A 23866-nucleotide genomic window follows, 5' to 3' on the forward strand; every position below is an offset into this window, starting at 1 on the left:
CCACCCCCATGGGAGCCTATATTCTAAGACGCCTGTTGCTGGTCATTCCGACTCTGCTTGGGATCATGATTGTCAACTTTACGCTGGTGCAGTTCGTACCCGGTGGCCCGATTGAACAGATCATCGCGCAGATGGAAGGTGGCGGTGACGTGTTTGAGGGGATCGCGGGCGGTGGCAGCGATATCCAGCAACAGTCCGGCGGCGTCAATGATCGCTATGTCGGAGCACGTGGCCTGCCACCTGAGTTCATTGAAGAGTTGGAAAAGGAGTTCGGGTTCGACAAACCTCCGCTTGAGCGATTCCTCGACATGATGGGCAATTATCTGACGCTGGATTTCGGCCAAAGCTATTTTCGCTCGATCAGTGTGATTGATCTGGTTCTGGAGAAGATGCCGGTTTCGATCTCTCTGGGGCTGTGGTCGACGCTGATCGCCTATCTGGTGTCGATCCCGCTGGGTATTCGCAAGGCGATCAAGGATGGGTCGACCTTCGACACCTGGACCAGTGGGGCCATCATCGTGGCCTATGCCATTCCCGGCTTTCTGTTCGCCATCCTGCTTCTGGTGCTGTTTGCTGGTGGGTCTTATTGGCAAATCTTCCCGTTGCGGGGGCTGACATCCGACAATTGGGACAGCCTCAGCCTGATGGGCAAGATCGCGGATTATTTTTGGCATATCACCCTGCCGGTAATTGCCCTGACAATTTCGGCTTTTGCAACGCTGACACTACTGACCAAGAACTCATTTCTGGATGAGATCAAAAAGCAATATGTCATGACCGCCCGCGCCAAGGGGCTGAGCGAGCGTAAGGTGCTCTATGGCCATGTCTTCCGCAACGCGATGCTGATCGTCATTGCGGGTTTTCCGGCGGTATTCATCGGCGTGTTCTTCAGCGGCTCGATCATTATCGAGACGATTTTCTCGCTGGACGGTCTGGGCCGTCTGGGGTTTGAGGCCGCCGTCGCGCGCGACTATCCGGTGATCTTTGGCACGCTGTTTATCTTCGGCCTGATGAGCCTTGTTGTCGGCATCATCAGTGACCTGATGTATGTGCTGGTCGACCCGCGCATCGATTTCGAAAAGCGGGAGGGGTAAATGGCACTGTCCCCACTCAACCAGCGCCGTTGGCGCAATTTCCGCCGCAATGGGCGCGCTTTCTGGTCGCTGATCATCTTCTCGGTGCTGTTCGGCCTGTCGCTGTTCGCCGAGTTTATCGCCAATGACAAACCGATTCTGGTGAACTATCGCGGCGAATACTACACGCCGATTTTCAACTTTTACCCTGAGACGGCCTTTGGAGGCGATTTCCAGACCGAGGCGATCTATCGCGACCCCGAGGTGCAGTGTCTGATCGACAGTGGCGGGATCGAAGACTGTTTCGACGACCCCGAAGGCATCATCGAACAAATCAATGCCGGCACCTATCAGGCCGACGGGTTCGAGCGTGGCTGGGCCCTCTGGCCGCTGATCCCTTATTCTTTCAACACCAGCGTCGATCGCCCGGGCGCAGCCCCTCTGCCGCCCAATGGGCAGAACCTGCTGGGCACAGATGACACCAAACGCGATGTGCTGGCGCGGGTGATCTACGGGTTCCGCCTGTCGATCCTGTTCACATTGATGGTCACGGGTGTCGCCAGCATCATCGGTATTTTCGCCGGGGCCATACAGGGGTTCTTTGGCGGCTGGCTTGATCTGGTGTTTCAGCGCGTGATCGAAATCTGGTCGGCCACGCCCTCGCTGTATGTCATCATCATCATGTTCGCCATTCTGGGGCGCAGTTTCTGGCTGTTGGTGATCCTGATGATCCTGTTCAGTTGGACCGGGCTGGTCAGCGTTGTCCGGGCCGAGTTCCTAAGGGCGCGCAACCTGGAATATGTGCGCGCGGCCCGTGCGCTGGGCGTGGGCAACATGACCATCATGTTCCGCCATATGCTGCCCAATGCCATGGTCGCGACGCTGACATTCACGCCCTTCATCGTGACAGGCACCATCGGTGGTCTCGCCTCGTTGGATTTCCTTGGCTTTGGCCTGCCATCCTCGGCCCCGTCACTGGGGGAACTGACCTTGCAGGCAAAACAGAACCTGCAAGCGCCTTGGCTGGCCTTCACCGCGTTTTTCACCTTTGCCATCATGTTGTCGCTGCTGGTCTTCATTTTCGAAGGCGTGCGCGATGCGTTTGATCCCAGAAAGACCTTCTCATGAGCCTTTTGGATGTGAAAAACCTCAAGGTCTCGTTCAAGCAGGACGGGCAGATCAGCGCGGCGGTCAAAGGCGTGTCTTTCACCGTTGATCGCGGGGAAACTGTGGCGCTGGTGGGTGAATCCGGCTCGGGCAAGTCTGTGACCGCCCTGTCGACGGTGTCCTTGCTGGGGGACAGCGCGATTGTCGAAGGCTCGGTCAGCTACGACGGGGATGAGATGATCGGCGCATCGCCTGACAAGTTGATGGATGTGCGCGGCAATGACATCAGCTTTATCTTCCAAGAGCCGATGACCTCGCTCAACCCGCTGCATACGATCCAAAAGCAGATGGCGGAATCGCTGGCCTTGCATCAGGGTCTGAGCGGCGACGCCGCGCGCGACCGGATCGTCGAACTGCTGACCAAGGTGGGCATCCGCGACCCGCGCGAGCGGCTGGACAGCTATCCGCATCAGCTGTCGGGCGGGCAGCGTCAGCGGGTCATGATCGCCATGGCGCTGGCCAATAAGCCGGACATTCTGATCGCGGATGAGCCGACAACGGCGCTGGACGTGACCATTCAGGCGCAAATCCTCGAATTGCTGGCCGAGCTGCAGAAGTCGGAAAACATGGGGATGCTGTTCATCACGCATGATCTGGGCATCGTGCGCCGCATCGCCGACCGGGTCTGCGTGATGAAAGATGGTGAGATTGTCGAGACCGGCATCACAACCGAGATTTTTGACAACCCGCAGCACCCCTATACGCGCAAACTGCTAGGGGCCGAGCCCTCGGGCCAGCCTGATCCGGTGGCGGCGGATGCCGAAGAGGTCGCCCGGACCGATCACCTGAAGGTCTGGTTCCCGATCCAGCGCGGTTTCCTGAAACGTACCGTTGGCCATGTGAAGGCGGTGAACGACGCGACGCTCAGCGTGCGCGCGGGTGAGACATTGGGCATCGTTGGCGAAAGTGGCTCGGGCAAGACGACGCTGGCGCTGGCGATCATGCGCCTGATTGCCTCCGAGGGTGAGATCACCTTCCGCGATCAGGATGTGCGCCGCTGGTCCACGCGCGAATTGCGACGGCTGCGCAAGGATATGCAGATCGTGTTTCAGGACCCGTTCGGCAGCCTCAGCCCCCGGATGACCTGCATGCAGATCATTGCCGAGGGGTTGGCGATCCACAATGTCGATCCGCATCGCGCGCCGCGTGATCTGGTGGCCGAGGTGATGGACGAGGTTGGTTTGGATCCTGCCGCAATGGACCGTTACCCGCATGAATTCTCGGGCGGTCAGCGCCAGCGGATTGCGATTGCGCGCGCCATGGTGCTGCGGCCCAAGCTGTTGGTGCTGGACGAACCCACCAGCGCGCTGGACATGACCGTGCAGGTGCAGATCGTCGATCTGCTGCGCGACCTGCAACGGAAATATGGGCTGGCCTATCTGTTTATCAGCCACGACCTCAAGGTCGTACGCGCCATGTCCCACAACGTGATCGTCATGCGCAACGGCGATGTGGTGGAAATGGGTGCGGCCGAAGACCTGTTCGAAAATGCCCAGACCGATTATACGCGCGAGTTGATTGCGGCGGCGGGCTGAATTCAGCCCGCCACTTTCACTTAGGCATTTGCCGTTTCTTTTGCGGCCGGTTTCGGCACCGGCCCTCGCAATTCTTCATAGTGATCAAAGCTCAGCTTGACCCAGCCGGTGCCGCGTGTGGCGCTGGCGAGGGTGCGGTGCAGCTCATCCTCGGCGACGGCGGGCAGCTGGGCGTTGAAAATCTCCCAGCCCGAGGCGTTGGGGTTGCCCTCAAAGCCCAACACCTGACCTTGCAGAGAGCTGATGGTTGGAACCAGATCGCCGACGAAATCCGAGGGCAGATGAATCTCGGCGTTCAGGATCGGTTGCAGCACCACGGGTTTGGCTTGTGGCAACGCCTCGCGCACTGCGTTCTTGCCCGCGGTGCGGAATGCATAGTCGGAACTGTCCACATTGTGGTGTTTGCCGTCGCTCAGCGTGACCTTCACGTCGACCACGGGGAAGCCTTCGGGCCCCTGCACCAGCGCATCCTTGGCCCCGTGTTCGACCGAGGGGATATAGTTGCGCGGCACCGCGCCGCCCTTGACCACCTCTTCGAACTGGAACCCTGCCCCGCGCGGCATGGGCGCGACCGAGATCACTACGTCGGCAAATTGCCCTGCTCCGCCGGATTGCTTGCGGTGACGGTGGCGATGTTCGATGGGTGCGCGGATCGTCTCGCGATAGGCGGTTTCGGCTTGGTCTGTCGCAATCTCGATGCCGAAATCCTCGGCCAGTTTGGAGGTGACGCGCCGCATATGCTGCGGCCCTTGCGAACCCAGAATGGCGTGGCCGCTCAACTCATCCTGCCCCAGATGCAGGCCTGGGTCGATTTCGACCAGACGGGTCAGCGCATTTGACAGGCGCACGTCATCGCGTTCATGCGCGGGGGACACGACTTGCCGATGTGCAGCGGGATGAGAGGACGCCCATTCCGGCAGCGGTGTTGCACCTGAGCTATCGTAGATGTTGCCGGGATTGAGATGATCGGATTTGACCGCCAGCCCGATTTGCCCGGCGGGCAGGTCCGCGATCTGGGTCTTGGCGTCCAGTGTGGTCAGGTTGCCGACCGTTTCGCCACCCAGATTTTCATGGGCCTTCACGCCTGCGCCCAACCCACGCAGTACCACGATCTTGCCGATATGTTTCTTTACATCGGCAAACCCGGCAATGGCGCGGGCATCCTCGGCCGCCTCATCGCGATCTGCGGCGATGTTGAACTCGGGCGCTTCGTGCCGCAGGGCTTTCATCAGGCGGGTCAAGCCGTTGCCATGGCTCGCCGCGCCCAGACAGGCCGGGATCAGCTGATGGTTCTGCAATACCTGCGCGGCCAGATCATAGACCTCGGCGCTGGGGGGCTGCTTGTCCTCGATCAGCTGTTCCAGCAGGTGATCGTCGAAATCCGACAGGGTTTCCAGCAATTCGGTGCGCGCTTCCTGTTCGCGATCCTCGACCGATTGCGGCAACTCGATCAGGGCCGAGGGCTGCCCCTCCTGATACTTCCACGCCCGCTCCGAGATCAGATCGACTGCACCGATGATCGTGTCACCCTCGCGGATCGGGACCTGCCGCAGGGCGATGTGATGGGTGCAATAGGTCTGCAGCGCCGAGATAATGTCGCGGATGCGACCATTGGGGCTGTCCATGCGGTTGATGAACAGGAAGCAGGGAATGCCGGCCTCTTCGACCAGCCTCAGATAGGGGGCGCATAGTACGGCCGCGTTGGGGTCGGGCGGAACAACAACGACCGCCGCGTCCGAGATCGCCATGGCAGGGCCCACATAAGCAAGGTTATCGCCGCCCCCGTCGACGTCGATGGCGCACCATGGCTCGTCCAAGTAAGAAAAACCGTGCAGGTGCACGGTTCCGGATACGTCGAATGTGGTGGGCCGCCCGTCGAGGCGGCTGATGGCCTCGACCAGAGTGGTTTTGCCCGATTGGCTGGGGCCGAGGACGGTAAAAACGCGCATGAGTGCTGTCCCTCTTTCAGGTTGCAGATATACCTGCACGAAAAGGGCCAACCAACGCGGATGCGCGGGTGTGAACTGTCTGCGAATTCGCCTGCCTCGGGGTGCGGTCGCACGCCCCGAGTGTGGAGAAAACCAGAGGCCTGCGTCAAGCCCCTGTGCCGGTATCAGAGGGGCAGGCCAGCAATCCGGCCCGCCGAATAAAGGTCAGATCGCCGAACTGTGGCCCGCCTTGCTGAGGTCATAGGCGTCGAAGTTACGTGCGATCATACGGGTCAGGGCGCGGGCCTCATGCGGGATGAACAGGCCATCTTCGGTGACGCGCAGCAGCCCGTCGAAGGTCGCATTGGTGTCTGTGTACATGGTCTGCAACTCGGCCTCGGTGATGTCGTGGTCTCGCAGAATCTCGGCCGAGTTGATCTGGAAATCGCACATCAGCGCTTCGATCAGGCGCGAGCGTAAAACGTCCTGCCCTTTGAACACATGCCCGCGTGAGGTCGAGAAACGCCCTTCGCGAATGGCTTTTGTATGGGCCGATGTGGCGGGTGCGTTTTGCGCATAACCCTGCGGGAAGCGCGAGATCGAGCTGGCACCCACACCGATCAAAACCTCGGCCTGATCGTCCGTATAGCCCTGGAAGTTTCGCTTGAGCCGCCCGGCATTCAGCGCGTGCGTCAGGCCATCATCCTGTGTGGCAAAGTGGTCAATGCCGATCTCGGCGTAGTTGTCCCACATGAACAGGCGGCGGGCAGTGTCGAACAGGTCCAGACGCTGCTCGGGGGTCGGAAGCGCGTCTGACGGGATAAGCTGTTGCCGCTTGGCCATCCACGGCACATGCGCATAGCCATAAAGCGCCACGCGATCCGGGCTGAGCGACAGCAGCTTTTGCACGCTTTCAGTCATTCGTGATTTGGTCTGATGCGGTAGACCATACAGGATGTCTGCGTTCAGGCTGCGGATCCCGCGCGCGCGGATCATATCGACGGCGTCGCGTGTGGTGTCATAGCTTTGGATGCGCCCGATGGTCTTTTGAATCTCATCATCGAAGTCCTGAACCCCGATCGAGGCACGGTTCATCCCGGCCTCGGCCAGCGCGTCCAGACGGGCCTCGTCGATCTCATTCGGGTCGATCTCAACCGAAAACTCGGCGTTTGGCCCCAGCGGAACTACATCGAGAATCCGTGCGGCCAGATCACGCATCAGATCCGCGTTCAGCAAGGTGGGCGTGCCACCGCCCCAGTGCAGGCGCGACAGTGTCACGTCATCGGGCAGATGCGCAGCCAGCAGGTCCAACTCGGCCTTAAGCACATCGACATAGGCGATCACCGGATTATCCGACTGGGTGCCCTGTGTCCGACAGGCGCAGAACCAGCACAGCCTGCGACAGAAGGGAACGTGGATATACAGCGATACCTCGCTTCCGGGTTTTATTCCGGAAATCCAGTCGCCAAAAAGACTTGGCCCCACATCATTGCTGAAATGGGGGGCCGTGGGGTAGCTTGTGTAACGCGGGACTTTCGCGTCAAATAGTCCAAGCTTTGCCAATTGTGGTTTCACTATCATGGCGATACACTTACTGGACGCAACAGCTAGATGCTTTGACAGAGATCAAGTGAAGACGCGCATGACACCGACATTTAAAATTGACCACGCCAACTGCGAAGAATGCCCGATCCGGCATCGTGCCGTCTGTGCGCATTGTGACACGCATGAGCTGGAAGAGCTTGAAGGCATTAAATATTATCGCAGTTTCGAAGCGGGCCAGACGATCATCTGGTCCGGAGATCAGATGAATTTCGTGGGCTCTGTTGTGTCGGGAATCGCCTCGTTGACCCAGACAATGGAAGATGGGCGCACGCAAATGGTCGGGCTTTTGCTGCCCAGCGATTTCGTCGGACGCCCGGGCCGCGACTCGGCCGCTTATGACGTTCAGGCGACCACGAATGTGGTCATGTGCTGCTTTCGCAAAAAGCCTTTCGAAGAATTGATGAGCACGACGCCGCATATTGCACATCGCCTGCTGCAGATGACTTTGGACGAGTTGGACGCCGCGCGCGAATGGATGCTGGTTCTGGGGCGCAAAACCGCACGTGAAAAGATCGCCAGCCTGTTGTCCATCATTGCCCGGCGTGATGCCTCGATCCGGCAAGGTGGTAATAGCGGCCCCATCGTGTTCGATCTGCCACTGACGCGTGAGGCGATGGCAGATTATCTGGGTCTGACACTGGAAACGGTCAGCCGTCAGATATCGGCCCTGAAAAAGGACCAGGTCATTTTGCTTGAGGGCAAGCGCCACGTCACCATCCCGGATATGGGTCGCCTGATGGAAGAGGCCGGAGACGATACGGATGGCGGGTTCCTGGTCTGAGGCCAGCGCGCCTGACCCAACCCACCAAAGACTAGGGGGACGCCATGGGGTTTACTAGTATTCTGGCAATGCTGTTTATCGGTGCCATTGCCGGGTGGCTGTCCGGAAAAATCATGGAAGGTCGGGGCTTTGGCCTGATCGGTAACATAATTGTCGGTATCGTCGGTGCCTTTGTCTCTGGCCTGATTTTTCCGGCGCTGGGCTTTGCGGTTGGCGGCGGCATGATCTCTTCGATCTTTTTTGCCACAATCGGTGCTGTGATCCTGCTGTTCCTGATCGGACTGGTTAAGAAATAGCCGAGGCAGGCTTTGGCCGTGGAAACCCTGTTAGTGTGCCATAAACACCGGCACCGGGGATTGTTCCAACATGTTACGTGTTGCGCCGCCCAGAATGGCTTCGCGGAACCGCGAATGGCCATAGGCGCCCATAACGATCATGTCTGCAGAAGTATCCGTGGCGTGCCGTTTCAACACGTCCGACACCCGCGACATGGTTTTACTGAGCACGTCAATTTCGATTTTGACCCCGTGTCGGGCCAGCATCTGCGACAACATTCCGCCCGGGTCTGATCGGTCAGGCCCGTGACGCGGAGGATCGATCACGACGATGCGCACAAGCTCGGATTCGATCAGGAAAGGCAGAGCCTGGCGGATCGCTCGCATTGCCTCGACGCTTTCGTTCCAGGCCAGCAGGGTCGTGCGGGGGCGGTCGAATGGCTCAGTGTTTTCCGGTGTCACCAGAACCGGCGCGTGTCCTTCGAACATCGCGGCTTCGATAATGGGTTCCGCCTCGGCGCCGCGATCCTTGCCATAGGGTTGCGGCAGGATCACCAGATCCGAGAAACGGGCCCGATGGGCGACATGGCGGCCGATATCCGAAATCTGAGCGACCCCGCTTTCGGCTGACCAGCGCGTGTTGGTTCGGCCCAGATAGGTTTTCGCATAGGCCAGAATCTCATCCGCTTCGGCATTGGCGCGGTTCAGCGTCTCTTGCAGGATCAGGGCGTTGGCCCCGGCATAATAATAGCCAGTCTGGCTGCGGTCGACGCCCAGACACAGCGCCTCGGCATGGGCATCCTGCGCGGCTGCCAGCGCGGCCATCTGGGCAAGGGCAGGGTCGCTTTGCTCAGTTTCCGTCATGACTGTGAGAAGAGATTTGTAAGCCATTGCGACCTCATGCCTTCAGAATGTGCTCATCCCGGGCCTTAAGGCCCGTTTACGTCACAACGATAGACACAGAAATCACGTGATTGTCTTGACACAGATCAAAGCAAGTCACGCGCCAATCAGAGAAAACCGCAGCCAGTCAAACAGGTCCCGCGACAAAAAGAGAATCGCGTGGGGCATGGCAAAGGGACGCAATATGTCAAATTACATCAAGCTGATCGTGCTTGGTCTGGTCGTGATATTCGCAGCGATCGGGACCAACTATGCACGCGATTTGGCGTATCAGGTGCACGCATTTCTGGTGATGTTGATCGCCGGTGGTTTGTTCATCTGGACGCTTCGAAAAACCGATGAGCCAGATATCCTCGTAGATCGCTCGGGCGAATACATGGACGGCGTGATCCGTTACGGTGTCATCGCAACAGCCTTTTGGGGCGTGGTCGGGTTCCTTGCAGGGACCTTTATCGCGTTTCAGCTGGCCTTTCCGACGCTGAACTTCGAATGGGCACAGGGGTACCTGAACTTTGGCCGTTTGCGCCCGCTGCACACCTCGGCGGTGATTTTTGCCTTTGGCGGTAACGCGCTGCTGGCAACATCGTTCTATGTGGTCCAGCGCACCAGCGCTGCGCGCCTGTGGGGCGGTAATCTGGCGTGGTTCGTGTTCTGGGGCTATCAGTTGTTCATCGTGCTGGCGGCGACCGGATATGTTCTGGGCGGTACGCAGTCCAAGGAATATGCGGAACCCGAATGGTATGTTGACCTGTGGCTGACCATCGTCTGGGTGGCTTACTTGGCTGTGTTCCTGGGCACCGTGGTCAAGCGGAAAGAGCCGCATATCTACGTGGCGAACTGGTTCTACCTGGCCTTTATCGTGACCGTTGCGATGCTGCACGTTGTCAACAACCTGACCATCCCGGTCAGCATCTGGGGCTCGAAATCGGTCATCGTCTGGTCGGGCGTACAAGACGCCATGATCCAGTGGTGGTACGGCCACAACGCTGTGGGCTTTTTCCTGACCGCGGGCTTCCTGGGCATGATGTACTATTTCATCCCGAAACAGGCCGAACGTCCGGTCTTTAGCTATAAGCTGTCGATCATTCACTTCTGGGCGCTGATCTTCCTGTATATCTGGGCCGGTCCGCACCACCTGCACTATACCGCGCTGCCGGATTGGGCCTCGACGCTGGGCATGGTGTTCTCGGTCGTGCTGTGGATGCCGTCGTGGGGTGGTATGATCAACGGTCTGATGACCCTGTCGGGCGCATGGGACAAGCTGCGCACCGACCCGGTGATCCGGATGATGGTGATCTCGGTCGGCTTCTATGGCATGTCCACTTTCGAAGGGCCGATGATGTCGATCCGCGCTGTGAACTCTCTCAGCCACTATACCGACTGGACCATCGGCCACGTGCATTCAGGCGCGCTGGGCTGGAACGGTATGATCACCTTTGGTGCGCTCTACTATCTGGTGCCTGTATTGTGGAAGCGCGAGCGTCTGTATTCGCTGCAGATGGTCAGCTGGCACTTCTGGCTCGCCACCATCGGCATCGTGCTCTACGCCGCGTCGATGTGGGTCACCGGTATCATGGAAGGCCTGATGTGGCGCGAAGTGGATGCCAACGGCTTCCTGGTGAACTCGTTCGCTGACACCGTGGCTGCCAAGTTCCCGATGTACGTGGTGCGTGCGCTGGGTGGCGTGATGTTCGTCGCCGGTGCGTTGATCATGTGCTACAACCTGTGGATGACTGTGCGCAAGGCACCGGCCAAAGAGGCCAGCCTGACCGTCGCGGTCCCGGCTGAATAAGGAGGGCCGGAGCAATGGCAATTCTCGACAAACATAAGATCCTCGAGACCAACGCGACCCTCCTGCTGGTGTTCAGCTTTCTGGTCGTGACCATCGGTGGCATCGTGCAGATCACCCCGCTGTTCTACCTTGAGAACACCATCGAGAAGGTGGAGGGCATGCGCCCTTACACCCCTCTCGAAATGGCGGGGCGCGAGATCTATCTGCGTGAAGGCTGCTATGTCTGCCACAGCCAGATGATCCGCCCAATGCGGGATGAGGTCGAACGCTATGGCCATTATTCGCTGGCGGCTGAGTCGATGTATGACCACCCGTTCCAGTGGGGGTCCAAGCGGACCGGTCCTGATCTGGCGCGTGTTGGTGGCCGCTATTCGGACCAGTGGCATGTGGACCACCTGCGTGATCCGCAGTCGGTTGTGCCGGAATCGGTGATGCCGAAATATGGCTTCCTTGAGCATCGCAAGCTTGACGGCGAGTACATCGCCGATGTGATGAAAGCGAACGCGGTTCTGGGCACGCCCTATACCGAGGAAATGCTTGAAAACGCGCAGGCCGACTTCCGTGCGCAGGCCGATCCGGACAGCGACTATGACGGTCTGCTGGAACGCTATGGTGACAAGGTCAGCGTGCGCAACTTCGATGGTCAGTCTGAACTGACCGAGGCTGATGCGTTGGTCGCTTATCTGCAGATGCTGGGGACATTGGTTGATTTCTCGACCTTCACCCCGGACGCAAGCCGCTAAGGAGGGTGTGATGGAAGAATATACTCTCTTACGGCAGTTCGCGGATAGCTGGATGTTGTTGCTTCTGTTTACGTTTTTCCTTGGGATCGTGATTTGGGTTTTCCGCCCGGGGTCCAGCAAGGAATACAAAGATACCGCCAACATCCCGTTCAGGCATCAAGATAAACCCGCCGAATCCAAGGAGGCGCGGCCATGAGCAAGACACCTGAGAAACTGCCGGGTGATCCCAAGACCACCGGGCACAGCTGGGACGGTCTGGAAGAGTTCGACAACCCGATGCCGCGCTGGTGGCTGTGGACCCTTTACGTCACTATCATTTGGGGCGTGATCTACACGATCATGTATCCTGCCTGGCCGCTGGTTCAGTCGGCGACCGCGGGTGTGACCGGATGGTCTTCGCGCGGTGAAGTGCAGGAGGACATCGTTTCCTTTGAAGAGGCCAACGCGCCCTGGAATGCCCGGCTGGTGGACACACCGCTTGAGAGCATTTCAGCCGATGCCGATTTGCAGCAATATGCTGTGAACGCGGGCGGTGCTGTGTTCCGGACCTGGTGCGCGCAGTGCCACGGCTCGGGCGCGCAGGGTGCGCCAGGCTTCCCGAACCTGCTGGACGACGCCTGGCTGTGGGGCGGTACACTTGAGGATATCGAGTTTACTATCGCCCATGGTATCCGGAACGAGGAAAGCGACGATGCGCGCTATTCCGAGATGCCGGCCTTTGGTGAGCTGCTTGAGAAAGAAGAAATCACCCAAGTGGTTCAGTACGTCATGTCCCTGACCAACGCCCAGAGCGACGACGCGGCGGCGCAGGCAGGCAAAGTTGTCTTCGAAGACAATTGCGCAGCGTGCCACGGCGAAGATGGCAAGGGTGATGCCTTCCAGGGTGCACCGAACCTGACTGATGCGATCTGGCTGTACGGCGGCAGCGAAGAGGCCTTGACCGAAACGGTCACCTACAGCCGCTTTGGCGTGATGCCCGCCTGGGAAAATCGCCTTACCGACGCGCAGATCCGCGCGGTTACCGCCTATGTCCACCAATTGGGTGGCGGTCAGTAAGGGCAAAAGAATACCTTCGGGCGGTTCGCCGTCCGAAGGTTCAGGCACCGGCTGTTCCATCTGTTCGCGCGTTTCCTGAACAGCCGGTGCTTACCCTCTATCTTACAAATCACGGATGAGGCGGTCTAGGCGCGGCCCTTGGTTTGTGAGGTGCAGTGCGAAAAGCGTGCGCGTTTCCCCTCTTTCCACCAGTGGTTTTCCGGTAGCCAGCGTTGTTTCTGCACATCGCGGCGATCCCGTGGGTCTGGTTCGCCCTCAACACGTGTCTGCGTGGCGGTCATGAATGTACGCGCAAGAATAGAAAGCATCTGACGTCTCCTGAATGTAACTTCATCTGTATTCAAGATTGATCTGCGAGCGTTAAAATGCGACTCAATTGCCTAATTGCTATGTAAGTCAGGATTACATATGGATTGGATGAAGATGCCTCCGATGGCGGCGCTGAGGGCCTTTAGCGCCTTTGCAGACAGCCGAAACGTAGTGCAGGCAGGTGCGATGCTGAATGTTAGCCACGCTGCCATCAGCCAACAGTTGCGGGCCCTGGAAAACCATCTTGGGGTGGTTCTGCTGGACCGGCGCGGCAAATCCATGACCCTGACCGCCGAGGGCGAGAAACTGGCCCGCGCCCTGCATCTTGGGTTCGGTGCAATCGGTGACGCGGTGGCTGATCTGATGCATATTGCCCAAGATCGCCCGGTTCACGTGTCGCTGACCCCATCCTTTGCCGCATCGTGGCTGATGCCGCGCCTGCCTGCGTTTCAGGCCAAACATCCAGACATTCCCCTGGTGCTGGACCCGTCGCCGCATCTTGTTACTCTGCGGCCCGGCGGTGTGGATATCGCCATCCGGTACGGAGATGGTGATTGGCCGGGTTTGAACTCGGAACTGCTGCTGCAAAGCCCGATTGTCATCGTCGCGGCGCCGTCCTTGTTGCAAGGCCGGACCCGGATGACCCCGGATGAGTTGAGCCAACTGCCCTGGCTGGAAGAGCTTGGCACAACCGAAGCGACCTCATGGCTGGCGCGTCAGGGGGTCGCGCACAATCCCGGGGCCGGACGCATCGCGCTGCCCGGCAATCTTGTTCTTGAGGGGCTGCGCGCCGGTCAGGGCGTCACGGCAACGGCGCGGCATTTTGTCGAGACCGACATACGAGAAGGGCGTATTGTTGAACTGTTTTGCGAACCGGGCGGGCAGGGATATCATATCGTCACAGGCGATACGCCGCTGCGCCCGGCGGTGAAGACACTTGTCGGGTGGCTCAGACGACAATCCGGTCGCATGTGACAAAAGGTGTCTGTGCGATGCGCTTTTGACACATGTCAAAGTGAGCGGACGTGTGATCTGGGACAAGTCGCTAAAATCAGCCACATCTGGAGCCAGCTCGTGAGCGATTCCGACCCCGCCCCCAGCCTTTATGCTGCCAGGGAGCCTATCTTTCCCCGACGCGTAGCCGGGCCGTTTCGAAACCTGAAATGGATTATCCTCGCGGTCACGTTGGGGATTTACTATCTTACGCCCTGGATCAGATGGGACCGCGGTCCCAGTCTGCCGGATCAGGCGGTGTTGCTGGATCTGGCAAACCGTCGTTTCTATTTCTTCTGGATCGAGATCTGGCCGCACGAGTTCTATTTTGTGGCCGGGCTGCTGATCATGGCCGGTCTTGGGCTTTTCCTGTTTACCTCAGCATTGGGTCGCGTGTGGTGCGGCTATGCCTGCCCGCAGACCGTCTGGACCGACCTGTATATTCTGGTCGAACGCTGGATTGAGGGCGACCGCAACGCCCGTCTGCGTTTGCACCGTCAAGAAAAGCTGGATTTTCGCAAGGCTCGGTTGCGGGTTACGAAGTGGACCGTCTGGTTTCTGATCGGTGTGGCGACTGGCGGGGCCTGGGTGTTCTATTTTGCCGATGCCCCCACGTTGCTGCGTGATCTGGTTACCGGGAATGCGCATCCGGTCGCCTATACAACGGTCCTGATCCTGACTGGCACGACGTTCCTGTTCGGCGGTTTTGCGCGGGAACAGATTTGTATCTACGCCTGCCCCTGGCCGCGTATTCAGGCCGCGATGATGGATGAGGATACGCTGGTCGTAGGTTACCGCGAATGGCGGGGTGAGCCGCGTGGCAAGGGCAAGCGGACAGCTGATTCCGAGCTGGGCGATTGCATTGACTGTATGGCCTGCGTGAATGTCTGCCCCGTGGGCATCGACATTCGCGACGGTCAGCAGTTGGAGTGTATTACCTGCGCCCTGTGTATCGACGCCTGCGATGACATGATGGCCAAGATCGGCAAGCCGCGCGGGTTGATCGACTACATGGCGCTCAGCGATGAAACCAATGAGCGTGCGGGCAAGCCACCCAAGAACGTATGGAAACACATCCTGCGGCCCCGGACCATCATGTATACCGCCATGTGGTCGGCGGTGGGCTTTGCGCTGCTGTTTGCACTGTTTATCCGCTCGGACATCGATCTGACGGTGGCCCCGGTGCGCAACCCGACCTTTGTGACCCTGTCTGACGGAACGATCCGCAACACCTATGACGTGCGCCTGCGCAACAAGCATGGCGAAGAGCGTCCGTTCAAATTGTCTCTGGCCGGTGATCCGGCGCTGCAGGTGCAGATCGAAGGGATTGACGGAGACACTGTCAATGTCGCGGCGGATACGGCACAATTGACCCGTGTTTATATCGTGACCTCAGGCGATACCGGGCCTGCCGCTGCTGATGTGACCTCGGTCCGAATCTGGGTCGAAGACCTGGAAAGCGGTGAGCGCGCCTATAAGGACACCACGTTCAACGGACGAGGAAACTAAGATGGCCAAAGAACGCAAATTTACCGGAAAGCACGCTCTGGCAGTGTTTGTCGGTGCCTTCGGTGTGATCATCGCGGTGAACATGGTTCTGGCCTATAACGCGGTGAAGACCTTTCCGGGCCTTGAGGTCAAGAACTCGTACATCGCCAGTCAGGAGTTCAACGAGCGTCTGAAGGAACATCAGGCGTTGGGGTGGTTTGTCCGGGCTGAGGTCTCGGGCGGGTTGCTGATCCTGCATATCACCGACAAAACCGGCGCACCGGTGCAGGTGGCCGAATTGCAGGCCGTTGTAGGCCGCGCAACCCATGTGAATGAGGATTTCTCACCCGATTTCACCTTTGACGGTCAGGCTTATGCGACACCTGCGTCGTTGGGTGAGGGGAACTGGAATATCCGTCTGGTGGCCCGCGATAGTTCCGGCGCCGAGTTCGCGCAGCGCGTGCCGCTGTATGTGAAGGGCTGATCGGATGACGGCGCAGCTGACATCGGGTACGGCGGCGTGTCCGGGGTGCATTGCCAGCCCGGCGGAACCGGCCCGGCCCATTCCGCAGGATGTGCAGATTGCGCTGTCTCTGCCGGGTATCCACTGCTCGGCCTGTATTGCCACGGTCGAGCGTGAGCTGAACGCCCATCCCGGCGTCGAAGACGCCCGCGTCAACCTGACCCTGAAACGCGCGATGGTCAAAGCGGCCCCGGATCTGCGGGCAGCGGATCTGATTCCGGTTCTGGAAGGCGCAGGGTTCGAAGCGCATGAGCTGGACCCCGGCGCGCTGTCCGCCACGCAGTCGGACAAGGCAGGCCGCGATCTGCTGATGCGGTTGGCGGTGGCCGGATTTGCCTCGATGAACGTGATGCTGTTGTCGGTGTCGGTCTGGTCGGGCGCATCAGACGCCACGCGCGACATGTTCCACTGGATTTCAGCGGCGATTGCCCTGCCAGCGATTGCCTTTTCGGCGCAACCCTTCTTTGCGAATGCCTGGTCGGCTTTGCGTGTGCGCCGCCTGAACATGGATGTGCCGATCGTTTTGGCGATCTTGCTGGCGCTGGTGACATCGCTGTGGGAAACCGCGCTCAGCGGTGAGCATGCCTATTTCGATGCCGCTCTCACACTGACCTTCTTTTTGCTGGCCGGCCGCTATCTGGACTATCGCACCCGCGCTGCTGCCCGATCTGCGGCTGAGGAGCTTACCGCGCTGGAAGTCCCCCGCGCCATTCGTGTGGTGGATGGGGTCGAGGAAGAAGTTGCTGTTGCAACCCTGAACGTGGGCGATCTGATCCTTATCCGCCCCGGCGGGCGGATGCCTGTGGATGGTGAAATCGTATCGGGTCAGTCGGAACTCGACCGGTCCCTGCTGACGGGGGAAACCCTGCCGGTTTTTGCCGAGGCGGGAACGACCGTCAGCGCTGGTGAGGTCAACCTGACCGGCCCTCTGACCATCCGCGCGACGGCGGTGGGTGAAGATACCTCGCTGCACCGCATGGCCGATCTGGTGGCCATCGCGGAATCGGGGCGGTCGCGCTACACCTCGCTGGCCGACAAGGCCGCCAAGCTCTATGCGCCCGGTGTGCATATCCTGTCTGCGCTCAGCTTTGTGGGCTGGTATATCTATTCCGGTGACGTGCGGACGGCGCTGAATATCGCCGCTGCCGTTCTGATCATAACATGCCCCTGTGCGCTGGGTCTGGCCGTGCCTGCGGTGACCACGGCGGCCTCGGGGCGGTTGTTTCGCAAGGGGATGCTGATCAAGCACGCCACTGCGCTGGAACGTCTGGCCGAGGTCGATACGGTTGTTTTCGACAAGACCGGCACGCTGACTTCGGGCACGCCGGAACTGACCAACCTCGGCGATCATTCCCGCGCTGACCTTGCGGTCGCGCTGGCGCTGGCCGAGGCGTCCTCGCACCCGCTGTCGGTTGCTTTGACCAAGGCCGCGCGCGAGGCGGGGATCAAACCCGCCACGCTGAAAGATGTTACCGAGGTCCCGGGCTATGGCACCGAGGGCACCCATCGCGGTCAGCGTGTGCGTCTGGGCCGCGCGGCATGGACCGGCGCGGAAGAGGGCGACCAGACCGCCGCATGGCTGTCTATGGCGGGGCAGGCGCCCACACCGTTCCTGTTCTCGGACAGCCTGCGCCCCGGCGCGGCGGACGCGGTGCAAGCGCTGCGCGATGCGGGGAAAGAGGTGATCCTGATCTCGGGCGATACGCAGGGCGCGGTTCAGGCGCTGGCCGCGAAGCTTGGTATCGACAACTGGGTTGCGCAGGCATTGCCGCAGGACAAAGCGACCCGTGTGCAGGACCTCAGCGATCAGGGTCATCATGTTCTGATGGTGGGCGACGGTCTGAACGACACCGCAGCACTGGCTGCGGCGCATGTGTCAATCTCGCCGGCCTCGGCGCTGGATGCGGCGCGGGTGGCCTCCGACATCGTGCTGCTGGGCAATGATCTGTCGCCCATCGCCGATGCCTGCGACACGGCGGAAAAAGCCACCAAACGGATTCGTGAAAATTTCCGTATCGCCACCGTTTACAATATCATCGCGGTCCCGCTGGCGGTGGTCGGGCTGGCCACCCCGCTGATCGCGGCGCTGGCGATGTCGACCTCGTCGATCACCGTGTCCCTGAATGCCCTGCGGCTGAGGTAACCTTATGGAAGTTCTGGCCTATCTCATACCGATTTCCCTGTTTTTGGGCGGGGTTGGACTGGTGGCGTTTGTCTACACGGTGCGCTCAAACCAGTATGATGACCCCGAGGGCGACGCGCGCCGCATCCTGAGCGACGAATGGGACGACAAGCCCAAGCCCTGACAGCCCTTGAAATTACCGCAATGCCCGGTTATGTCCGGCCCATCCGCTAGCAGAGAGACCCAAGCCACATGGCAACTATGAATCCGATCCAGTTCATTCAGCAAGTCCGCGCCGAAGTCGCCAAGGTCGTATGGCCCACGCGCCGCGAGGTTTTGCTGACCACGGTTATGGTGTTCATCATGGCGGCGCTGACGGCTGTGTTCTTTGCCCTGGTCGATCTGGGCATTCGCGGCGGGCTGCAGCTGATCCTGGGCGCGTTCAACTAAACAGCTCTGGGCCGGTGGAAACGCCGCTGCCCCCTTGCACCGCGCGCAATGTCAGAGTAGTGACGCGGGACTATTCGGAATGGGCGTGCGGCGATTCGGGCTGCGCGCCGCTTTTTATTCCGGGTCACGTGATGGAATTTCAATGACAGGCACGCGTTGCCGCTGCCTGAGAAAAACAAGGACGACAGGTTCATGGCGAAACGGTGGTACTCGGTCAGCGTTCTTTCGAATTTCGAAAAGAAGATCGCAGAACAGATCCGCACGTCGGTTGCAGAACACGGCCTTGAGGACGACATCGACGAGGTTCTGGTGCCCACCGAAGAGGTGATCGAAGTGCGCCGGGGCAAAAAGGTCACGACCGAACGCCGTTTCATGCCCGGCTATGTACTGGTGCATATGGAGATGTCGGATCAGGGCTATCACCTTGTGAACTCGATCAACCGCGTTACCGGTTTCCTTGGCCCCCAAGGCCGCCCGATGCCGATGCGTGATGCCGAGGTAAACCAGATCCTCAACCGCGTTCAGGAAGGCGAAGAAGCGCCCAAGCTGATGATCAGCTTTGAGGTTGGCGAGAAGGTCAAGGTCAATGACGGCCCGTTCGAAGATTTCGACGGCATGGTCGAAGGCGTGGACGACGAAGCGCAGAAGCTGAAAGTTTCGGTTTCGATCTTCGGTCGCGAAACCCCGGTCGAACTGGACTTTACGCAGGTGACCAAGCAAAGCTGACCGTTTCCGCGCGTTTTGCAAAAGAATTTGAACCCGCCGATCCCAATCGGCGGGTTTTTTCTTGAAAACCCCGGCAAATTTAGGCAGGGATATTTTGGTAAGAAAATTTTACCAAACGGGGAAGCGCATGAATCTTTCGGATTGTCACAACTTTCAGCAGTTCCGCAAGCTGGCCAAAAAGCGCCTGCCCGGACCGATCTTTCACTATATCGACGGTGCCGCCGATGATGAGCTGACCTATCGGCGCAATACCTCGGCCTTTGATGACGTCGACCTGGTGCCCAACGTGCTGGTTGGTGTGGATGAGGTAGACATGAGCGTTGAGGTCATGGGTCAAAAGTTGGACATGCCGATCTATTGCGCCCCCACTGCTCTGCAACGCCTGTTCCACCATGAAGGGGAACGCGCTGTGGCCCGCGCCGCCGACAAATACGGCACTATGTTCGGAGTGTCCTCGCTGGCGACCGTGACAGTGGAGGAAATCGCCCAGATCACCAACACGCCCAAGATGTTCCAGTTCTACTTCCATAAGGACCGGGGCCTGAATGACGCGTTGCTAGAGCGGGCACGGGCGGCGAACTTTAACGTGATGGCCCTGACCGTGGACACCATCACCGGGGGCAACCGTGAACGCGACCTGCACACCGGCTTTACCTCGCCGCCGAAACTGACGCCGTCGTCACTGCTGAGCTTTGCGACCCATCCGATGTGGGCGTGGAACTTTCTGACCAAGGAAAAGTTCGACATGCCGCACCTATCGGGCCACGTCAGCGCAGGCACCAATCTGGCGGTGTCGGTGGGGGAATACTTCTCGACCATGCTGGATCAGTCGATGAACTGGAAAGATGCTGAGAAACTGTGCGCACAGTGGAACGGTCAATTTGCCCTCAAAGGCATTATGAGCGTCGAGGACGCCAAGCGCGCGGTCGACATTGGCTGTACGGGGATCATGGTGTCAAACCACGGTGGCCGTCAGTTGGACGGCTCGCGCGCGCCGTTCGATCAACTGGCCGAGATCTGCGACGCAGTAGGCGACAAGATCGACGTCATCTGCGAAGGTGGCATTCAGCGTGGGACCCATGTGCTCAAGGCGCTGTCGGTTGGGGCCAAGGCTTGCTCGGGCGGTCGTCTGTACCTGTACGCGCTGGCGGCTGCGGGGCAGGCGGGTGTCGAAAAGGCACTGGGCAACCTGCGCACCGAGATCGAACGCGACATGAAGCTGATGGGTGTCACCAAGTTGGATCAGTTGAACCGCGAGAATTTGCGGTATCGGTGATGAGTGCAGCGGCCTGTCTGATGGGTCCGGCTGCAAGAGGCGTGCTTTTTGAAAAGTCCTGAAAACAGCTTAGGGTTGAAGTCCCATTGAGTCTGCATTTATGAGAGCAAGTACTGATTTTTGCGAGGATTTCCTATGTTTCGAATATTTAGCGCAATAGCCCTTTTCTGCGGCATGCTGAGTTCACCAATGGTATCGGCTCAGAGCTTGTCCGGTCCACAGAAAAACGCTGTCAGATCAGCCCAGAATTACCTGAGTTTTTTGGGTTTTCGAGGGTTGGTCTTATTGAGCAGCTTTCCTCCGCATACGGTGACGGCTATGAGGTTGCCGACGCCACAATCGCGGTTGACAGCATGAATATCGATTGGAACGCACAGGCGGTTAAGTCCGCTCAGCAGTATCTGCAGATTTCAGGGTTTTCCTGCAGGGGGCTAATCGATCAGCTTTCCTCGGATTACGGCGACAAGTACACCAAAGATCAAGCGACCTTTGAGGCTCAACAAGCAGGGGCTTGTTGAGCTTTAGGCGAACATAGCTGTTCGGTTTCAAAGGGTCGGATTCAGTAATTGATGATGGTTTTTCTAAAACAGCAGTGTTGTGGGGCAGGCCCTTGCCAACCCCATCATTCCTCTATAAATGCCGCCTCTATCGTCTTCGGGCGAGATTCTCTCGTGGGAGGTTGCTGGGATCGCGATCCCGGATCGGACCACGCAACATAATCTGGGCGAAACGCGTTTCGCCCGAGTTGAAAGGAAAACCAAATGGCCAAGAAGCTTGCTGGTACAATGAAACTGCAGGTTCCTGCAGGTCAGGCGAACCCGTCGCCGCCAGTTGGTCCGGCGCTGGGTCAGCGCGGCATCAACATCATGGAATTCTGCAAGGCGTTCAACGCCAAGACCGCAGACATGGAGCAAGGCGCCCCTTGCCCGACCGTGATCACCTATTATCAGGACAAGTCCTTCACTATGGACATCAAGACGCCGCCCGCGTCTTATTACCTGAAAAAAGCGGCCGGCCTGAAGCCGGTCGGCAAGCGTAACCGCCCTCGTGGTGCGGAAAACCCAGGTCGTGAGACTGTGGCCACCGTGACCTCGAAGCAGGTTCGCGAAATCGCCGAAGCCAAAATGAAAGATCTCAACGCCAACGACGTCGAAGGCGCAATGCAGATCATCCTGGGCTCGGCCCGCTCTATGGGCATCGAGGTGAAGTAAGATGGCAAAACTCGGTAAACGTACCCGCGCTGCGCGCGAAGCTGTCGCTGGCAAAGAAAACCTGTCGGTAGAAGAAGCTGTTTCCCTGGTCAAAGGCAATGCAACCTCGAAATTCGACGAGACCATCGAGATCGCGCTGAACCTGGGCGTTGACACCCGTCACGCTGACCAGATGGTTCGTGGCGTCGTCGGCCTGCCCAACGGCACCGGCAAAGCGATGCGCGTTGCTGTGTTCGCGCGTGGCCCCAAAGCTGACGAAGCGAAAGAAGCTGGCGCAGATATCATTGGCGCAGAAGACCTGATGGAAACCATTCAGGGCGGCACCATCGAATTCGACCGCTGCATTGCTACCCCGGACATGATGCCCATCGTCGGTCGTCTGGGTAAGGTTCTGGGCCCCCGTAACCTGATGCCGAACCCCAAAGTTGGCACCGTGACCATGGACGTGAAAGCAGCCGTGGAAGCAGCCAAGGGCGGTGAAGTTCAGTTCAAAGCGGAAAAAGGCGGCGTTGTGCACGCCGGTGTTGGCAAAGCGTCGTTTGACGAAGCCAAGCTGGTTGAAAACGTCCGTGCTTTCATCTCGGCTGTGGCCAAAGCCAAGCCGTCGGGCGCCAAAGGCACCTACATGAAGAAAATCGCGCTGAGCTCGACCATGGGCCCGGGCGTGACTCTGGATGTGGCGGCTGCGTCTGGCGAATAAGCCTGAACGTTTAGAAAAGATTTGGTCCCGGGTGGTGCACACTGCCCGGGATTTTTATTGGAATGTTCGAATTTCACGACGAGTCTGTTTGCGCGCAACGAATGCGCGCTAAAGGTAAGCACGCAACACGGCTGCTTCGCGGGCGTTGATAGTGGTTGCTGCGGTCTTCTGAAACACCTCATGAGCGTGCTCGATAGAGGGGAATAGGGTCAGAAGCTCCAACGCCTGTGGCGAAGAGCGCGCCTTCTTTGAAACTTCACCATAATAATAGCTTTCTGTCAGGGCGCCGTTGGACCGGACGATATGGTGCCCGTCCAGCATGAAATGGGTGTAGGAAATCCGCTCGGTTGGGCGGATCGACACCCCGGGAAGGCCGCACAGGTGTTTGGCGGCCACAAAAACTTCGGGGGTGGCGAACAGCATGTCCGAGGCGGGTGCTTTGATGAGCATCCGGTGCTGCTGAGAGACAATCAGGTCACGAGAATTGCCCAGAGCCCCGGCCTCGATCAGGACCGGGGCGAACGCTCCTTGTCCCGGAACAGCGGTGGTGCCGATCCACAGGATCGGCTGCATCCCGCCATCGCGTGTCCAGACGCGTTGACCTTTTTCCAACTGCTCCACTGCGATATCGCCCCGATCTGTTTCGATCAGCGTGCCGGGCCCGAAGCAGGTGATATAGTCGTCATAGGCCGAGGAGCCCGCGTTGGACCCGGTGATTTTGATATACGATGTGCCCGGAACCAAAGGGGCCGAGGTGGCAAAGCCCCAGACATCCTGCGTGACCCCGTTCTGGGAAAAGACGTAGATGTCGATCTCGGGGCCGGTTGGTGCGCCGGTTTCGTCCAGCGCGCGCACCGTGATGAGGGATTCAGATTCCACAGGCGTTCCGTTGGCGACGATTCCACCACCATCGGTGATGACGTGGCCTGCTGCTTGGTCGTCGTCAAAGACATCGGGACTGCCGCTGGTGTCGTCCAGGGTTACTGTGGTGCCGAACCCGCCCGAAAACTCAAAGATCGTGCCGTCCGGCGTGTCCGAATTGTTGATGATCGGGTTGCCTTCGATGGTTTCGTCAGGACTGAAGGTGACGACCAAACTTTCGCTGTCTTGTGCGAAGAAACTGCGGGTGACCATTTGAGCGACTGACCTTTCCGATACTGGTAACCTCGGGCCGGGCCTGTGGCCGCCCGTTTGAAACTGTTGGCCTCAG

25 protein-coding genes and 1 pseudogene are annotated in these 23866 nt (G+C 59.1%); 21 read left to right on the forward strand and 5 right to left on the reverse strand.

What is annotated here, in order from left to right; translation table 11 throughout:
- Positions 1-8 precede the first annotated feature (8 nt).
- The 3 genes from ACR0J5_RS12625 to ACR0J5_RS12635 are packed head-to-tail and all read left to right on the forward strand — an operon-like array spanning position 9 to position 3775.
- Complete coding sequence (locus tag ACR0J5_RS12625; RefSeq protein WP_480653841.1) at positions 9-1094, forward strand: microcin C ABC transporter permease YejB; 1086 nt, start codon at positions 9-11, stop codon at positions 1092-1094.
- Positions 1095-2201 carry an ABC transporter permease gene (locus tag ACR0J5_RS12630; protein WP_480653843.1) on the forward strand — a complete coding sequence of 369 codons (1107 nt, stop codon included), beginning with the start codon at positions 1095-1097 and terminating at the stop codon, positions 2199-2201.
- Positions 2198-3775 (forward strand): ABC transporter ATP-binding protein, encoded by a 1578-nt coding sequence (locus ACR0J5_RS12635; protein ID WP_480653845.1) that lies wholly within the window; start codon positions 2198-2200, stop codon positions 3773-3775. The genes ACR0J5_RS12630 and ACR0J5_RS12635 overlap by 4 nt, the downstream gene beginning before the upstream one ends.
- Positions 3776-3795: 20 nt before the next feature.
- On the opposite strand, the gene ACR0J5_RS12640 is transcribed toward ACR0J5_RS12635, so the two are convergent.
- Positions 3796-5724: an elongation factor G gene (locus ACR0J5_RS12640; protein WP_480653847.1), complete on the reverse strand. Its 1929-nt coding sequence runs from the start codon at positions 5722-5724 to the stop codon at positions 3796-3798.
- Between the two features lie 204 nt (positions 5725-5928).
- Positions 5929-7284: an oxygen-independent coproporphyrinogen III oxidase gene (hemN, locus tag ACR0J5_RS12645; protein ID WP_480653849.1), complete on the reverse strand. Its 1356-nt coding sequence runs from the start codon at positions 7282-7284 to the stop codon at positions 5929-5931.
- 61 nt (positions 7285-7345) lie between these two features.
- On the opposite strand from hemN, the gene fnrL reads away from it, so the two are divergent.
- Positions 7346-8089 (forward strand): transcriptional regulator FnrL, encoded by a 744-nt coding sequence (gene fnrL / locus ACR0J5_RS12650; protein WP_480653851.1) that lies wholly within the window; start codon positions 7346-7348, stop codon positions 8087-8089.
- Positions 8090-8133: 44 nt separating this feature from the next.
- Positions 8134-8385 (forward strand): GlsB/YeaQ/YmgE family stress response membrane protein, encoded by a 252-nt coding sequence (locus tag ACR0J5_RS12655; RefSeq protein WP_480653853.1) that lies wholly within the window; start codon positions 8134-8136, stop codon positions 8383-8385.
- Between the two features lie 30 nt (positions 8386-8415).
- Here the strand turns inward: ACR0J5_RS12655 and ACR0J5_RS12660 are convergent, their stop codons facing one another.
- Positions 8416-9255 carry a universal stress protein gene (locus tag ACR0J5_RS12660; RefSeq protein WP_480653855.1) on the reverse strand — a complete coding sequence of 280 codons (840 nt, stop codon included), beginning with the start codon at positions 9253-9255 and terminating at the stop codon, positions 8416-8418.
- Positions 9256-9451: 196 nt separating this feature from the next.
- On the opposite strand from ACR0J5_RS12660, the gene ccoN reads away from it, so the two are divergent.
- The 4 genes from ccoN to ccoP are packed head-to-tail and all read left to right on the forward strand — an operon-like array spanning position 9452 to position 12858.
- Positions 9452-11059 (forward strand): cytochrome-c oxidase, cbb3-type subunit I, encoded by a 1608-nt coding sequence (gene ccoN, locus ACR0J5_RS12665; RefSeq protein ID WP_480653857.1) that lies wholly within the window; start codon positions 9452-9454, stop codon positions 11057-11059.
- Between the two features lie 14 nt (positions 11060-11073).
- Positions 11074-11802 (forward strand): cytochrome-c oxidase, cbb3-type subunit II, encoded by a 729-nt coding sequence (ccoO, locus tag ACR0J5_RS12670; RefSeq protein ID WP_480653859.1) that lies wholly within the window; start codon positions 11074-11076, stop codon positions 11800-11802.
- 10 nt (positions 11803-11812) lie between these two features.
- Complete coding sequence (locus ACR0J5_RS12675; RefSeq protein ID WP_480653861.1) at positions 11813-11998, forward strand: cbb3-type cytochrome c oxidase subunit 3; 186 nt, start codon at positions 11813-11815, stop codon at positions 11996-11998.
- Positions 11995-12858 (forward strand): cytochrome-c oxidase, cbb3-type subunit III, encoded by an 864-nt coding sequence (gene ccoP / locus ACR0J5_RS12680; RefSeq protein WP_480653863.1) that lies wholly within the window; start codon positions 11995-11997, stop codon positions 12856-12858. Before ACR0J5_RS12675 ends, ccoP begins: the two co-directional genes overlap by 4 nt.
- Before the next feature lie 125 nt (positions 12859-12983).
- On the opposite strand, the gene ACR0J5_RS12685 is transcribed toward ccoP, so the two are convergent.
- Positions 12984-13166: a hypothetical protein gene (locus ACR0J5_RS12685; protein ID WP_480653864.1), complete on the reverse strand. Its 183-nt coding sequence runs from the start codon at positions 13164-13166 to the stop codon at positions 12984-12986.
- 100 nt (positions 13167-13266) lie between these two features.
- On the opposite strand from ACR0J5_RS12685, the gene ACR0J5_RS12690 reads away from it, so the two are divergent.
- The 12 genes and pseudogenes from ACR0J5_RS12690 (at position 13267) to rplA (ending at position 22656) form a co-directional block, all read left to right on the forward strand.
- Complete coding sequence (locus ACR0J5_RS12690) at positions 13267-14142, forward strand: LysR family transcriptional regulator (protein ID WP_480653866.1); 876 nt, start codon at positions 13267-13269, stop codon at positions 14140-14142.
- Positions 14143-14241: 99 nt separating this feature from the next.
- The gene (ccoG, locus tag ACR0J5_RS12695) at positions 14242-15669 is read left to right on the forward strand and encodes a cytochrome c oxidase accessory protein CcoG (RefSeq protein ID WP_480653867.1); all 1428 of its coding nucleotides are present in this window, start codon (positions 14242-14244) and stop codon (positions 15667-15669) included.
- 1 nt (position 15670) lies between these two features.
- On the forward strand, positions 15671-16132 hold the full coding sequence (locus tag ACR0J5_RS12700; RefSeq protein WP_480653869.1) for a FixH family protein: 462 nt from the start codon (positions 15671-15673) through the stop codon (positions 16130-16132).
- Between the two features lie 4 nt (positions 16133-16136).
- Positions 16137-18314: a heavy metal translocating P-type ATPase gene (locus ACR0J5_RS12705; protein WP_480653871.1), complete on the forward strand. Its 2178-nt coding sequence runs from the start codon at positions 16137-16139 to the stop codon at positions 18312-18314.
- 4 nt (positions 18315-18318) lie between these two features.
- Positions 18319-18477: a cbb3-type cytochrome oxidase assembly protein CcoS gene (gene ccoS / locus ACR0J5_RS12710; RefSeq protein WP_170355309.1), complete on the forward strand. Its 159-nt coding sequence runs from the start codon at positions 18319-18321 to the stop codon at positions 18475-18477.
- A 68-nt stretch (positions 18478-18545) separates the two neighbouring features.
- Entirely contained in the window at positions 18546-18743 is a 198-nt protein-coding gene (gene secE, locus ACR0J5_RS12715) for a preprotein translocase subunit SecE (protein WP_480653873.1), read from the forward strand.
- Positions 18744-18935: 192 nt separating this feature from the next.
- Positions 18936-19469, forward strand: coding sequence for a transcription termination/antitermination protein NusG (gene nusG, locus ACR0J5_RS12720; RefSeq protein ID WP_480575707.1), 534 nt, complete (start codon positions 18936-18938; stop codon positions 19467-19469).
- 127 nt (positions 19470-19596) lie between these two features.
- Complete coding sequence (locus tag ACR0J5_RS12725) at positions 19597-20745, forward strand: alpha-hydroxy acid oxidase (RefSeq protein WP_480653875.1); 1149 nt, start codon at positions 19597-19599, stop codon at positions 20743-20745.
- A gap of 236 nt (positions 20746-20981) precedes the next feature.
- Positions 20982-21086 (forward strand): annotated as a pseudogene (locus tag ACR0J5_RS12730) (Ltp family lipoprotein); the annotation flags it as partial.
- Positions 21087-21098: 12 nt separating this feature from the next.
- Positions 21099-21263 (forward strand): Ltp family lipoprotein, encoded by a 165-nt coding sequence (locus tag ACR0J5_RS12735; protein ID WP_480653877.1) that lies wholly within the window; start codon positions 21099-21101, stop codon positions 21261-21263.
- Between the two features lie 243 nt (positions 21264-21506).
- Positions 21507-21956, forward strand: coding sequence for a 50S ribosomal protein L11 (gene rplK, locus ACR0J5_RS12740; RefSeq protein WP_037314971.1), 450 nt, complete (start codon positions 21507-21509; stop codon positions 21954-21956).
- A gap of 1 nt (position 21957) precedes the next feature.
- On the forward strand, positions 21958-22656 hold the full coding sequence (gene rplA, locus ACR0J5_RS12745) for a 50S ribosomal protein L1 (RefSeq protein WP_480653879.1): 699 nt from the start codon (positions 21958-21960) through the stop codon (positions 22654-22656).
- Positions 22657-22764: 108 nt separating this feature from the next.
- Here the strand turns inward: rplA and ACR0J5_RS12750 are convergent, their stop codons facing one another.
- Positions 22765-23790, reverse strand: a complete 1026-nt coding sequence (locus ACR0J5_RS12750) for a Hint domain-containing protein (RefSeq protein ID WP_480653881.1) — start codon at positions 23788-23790, stop codon at positions 22765-22767.
- Positions 23791-23866 lie beyond the last annotated feature (76 nt).

It is taken from the genome of Ruegeria sp. BE1, from assembly GCF_056538885.1.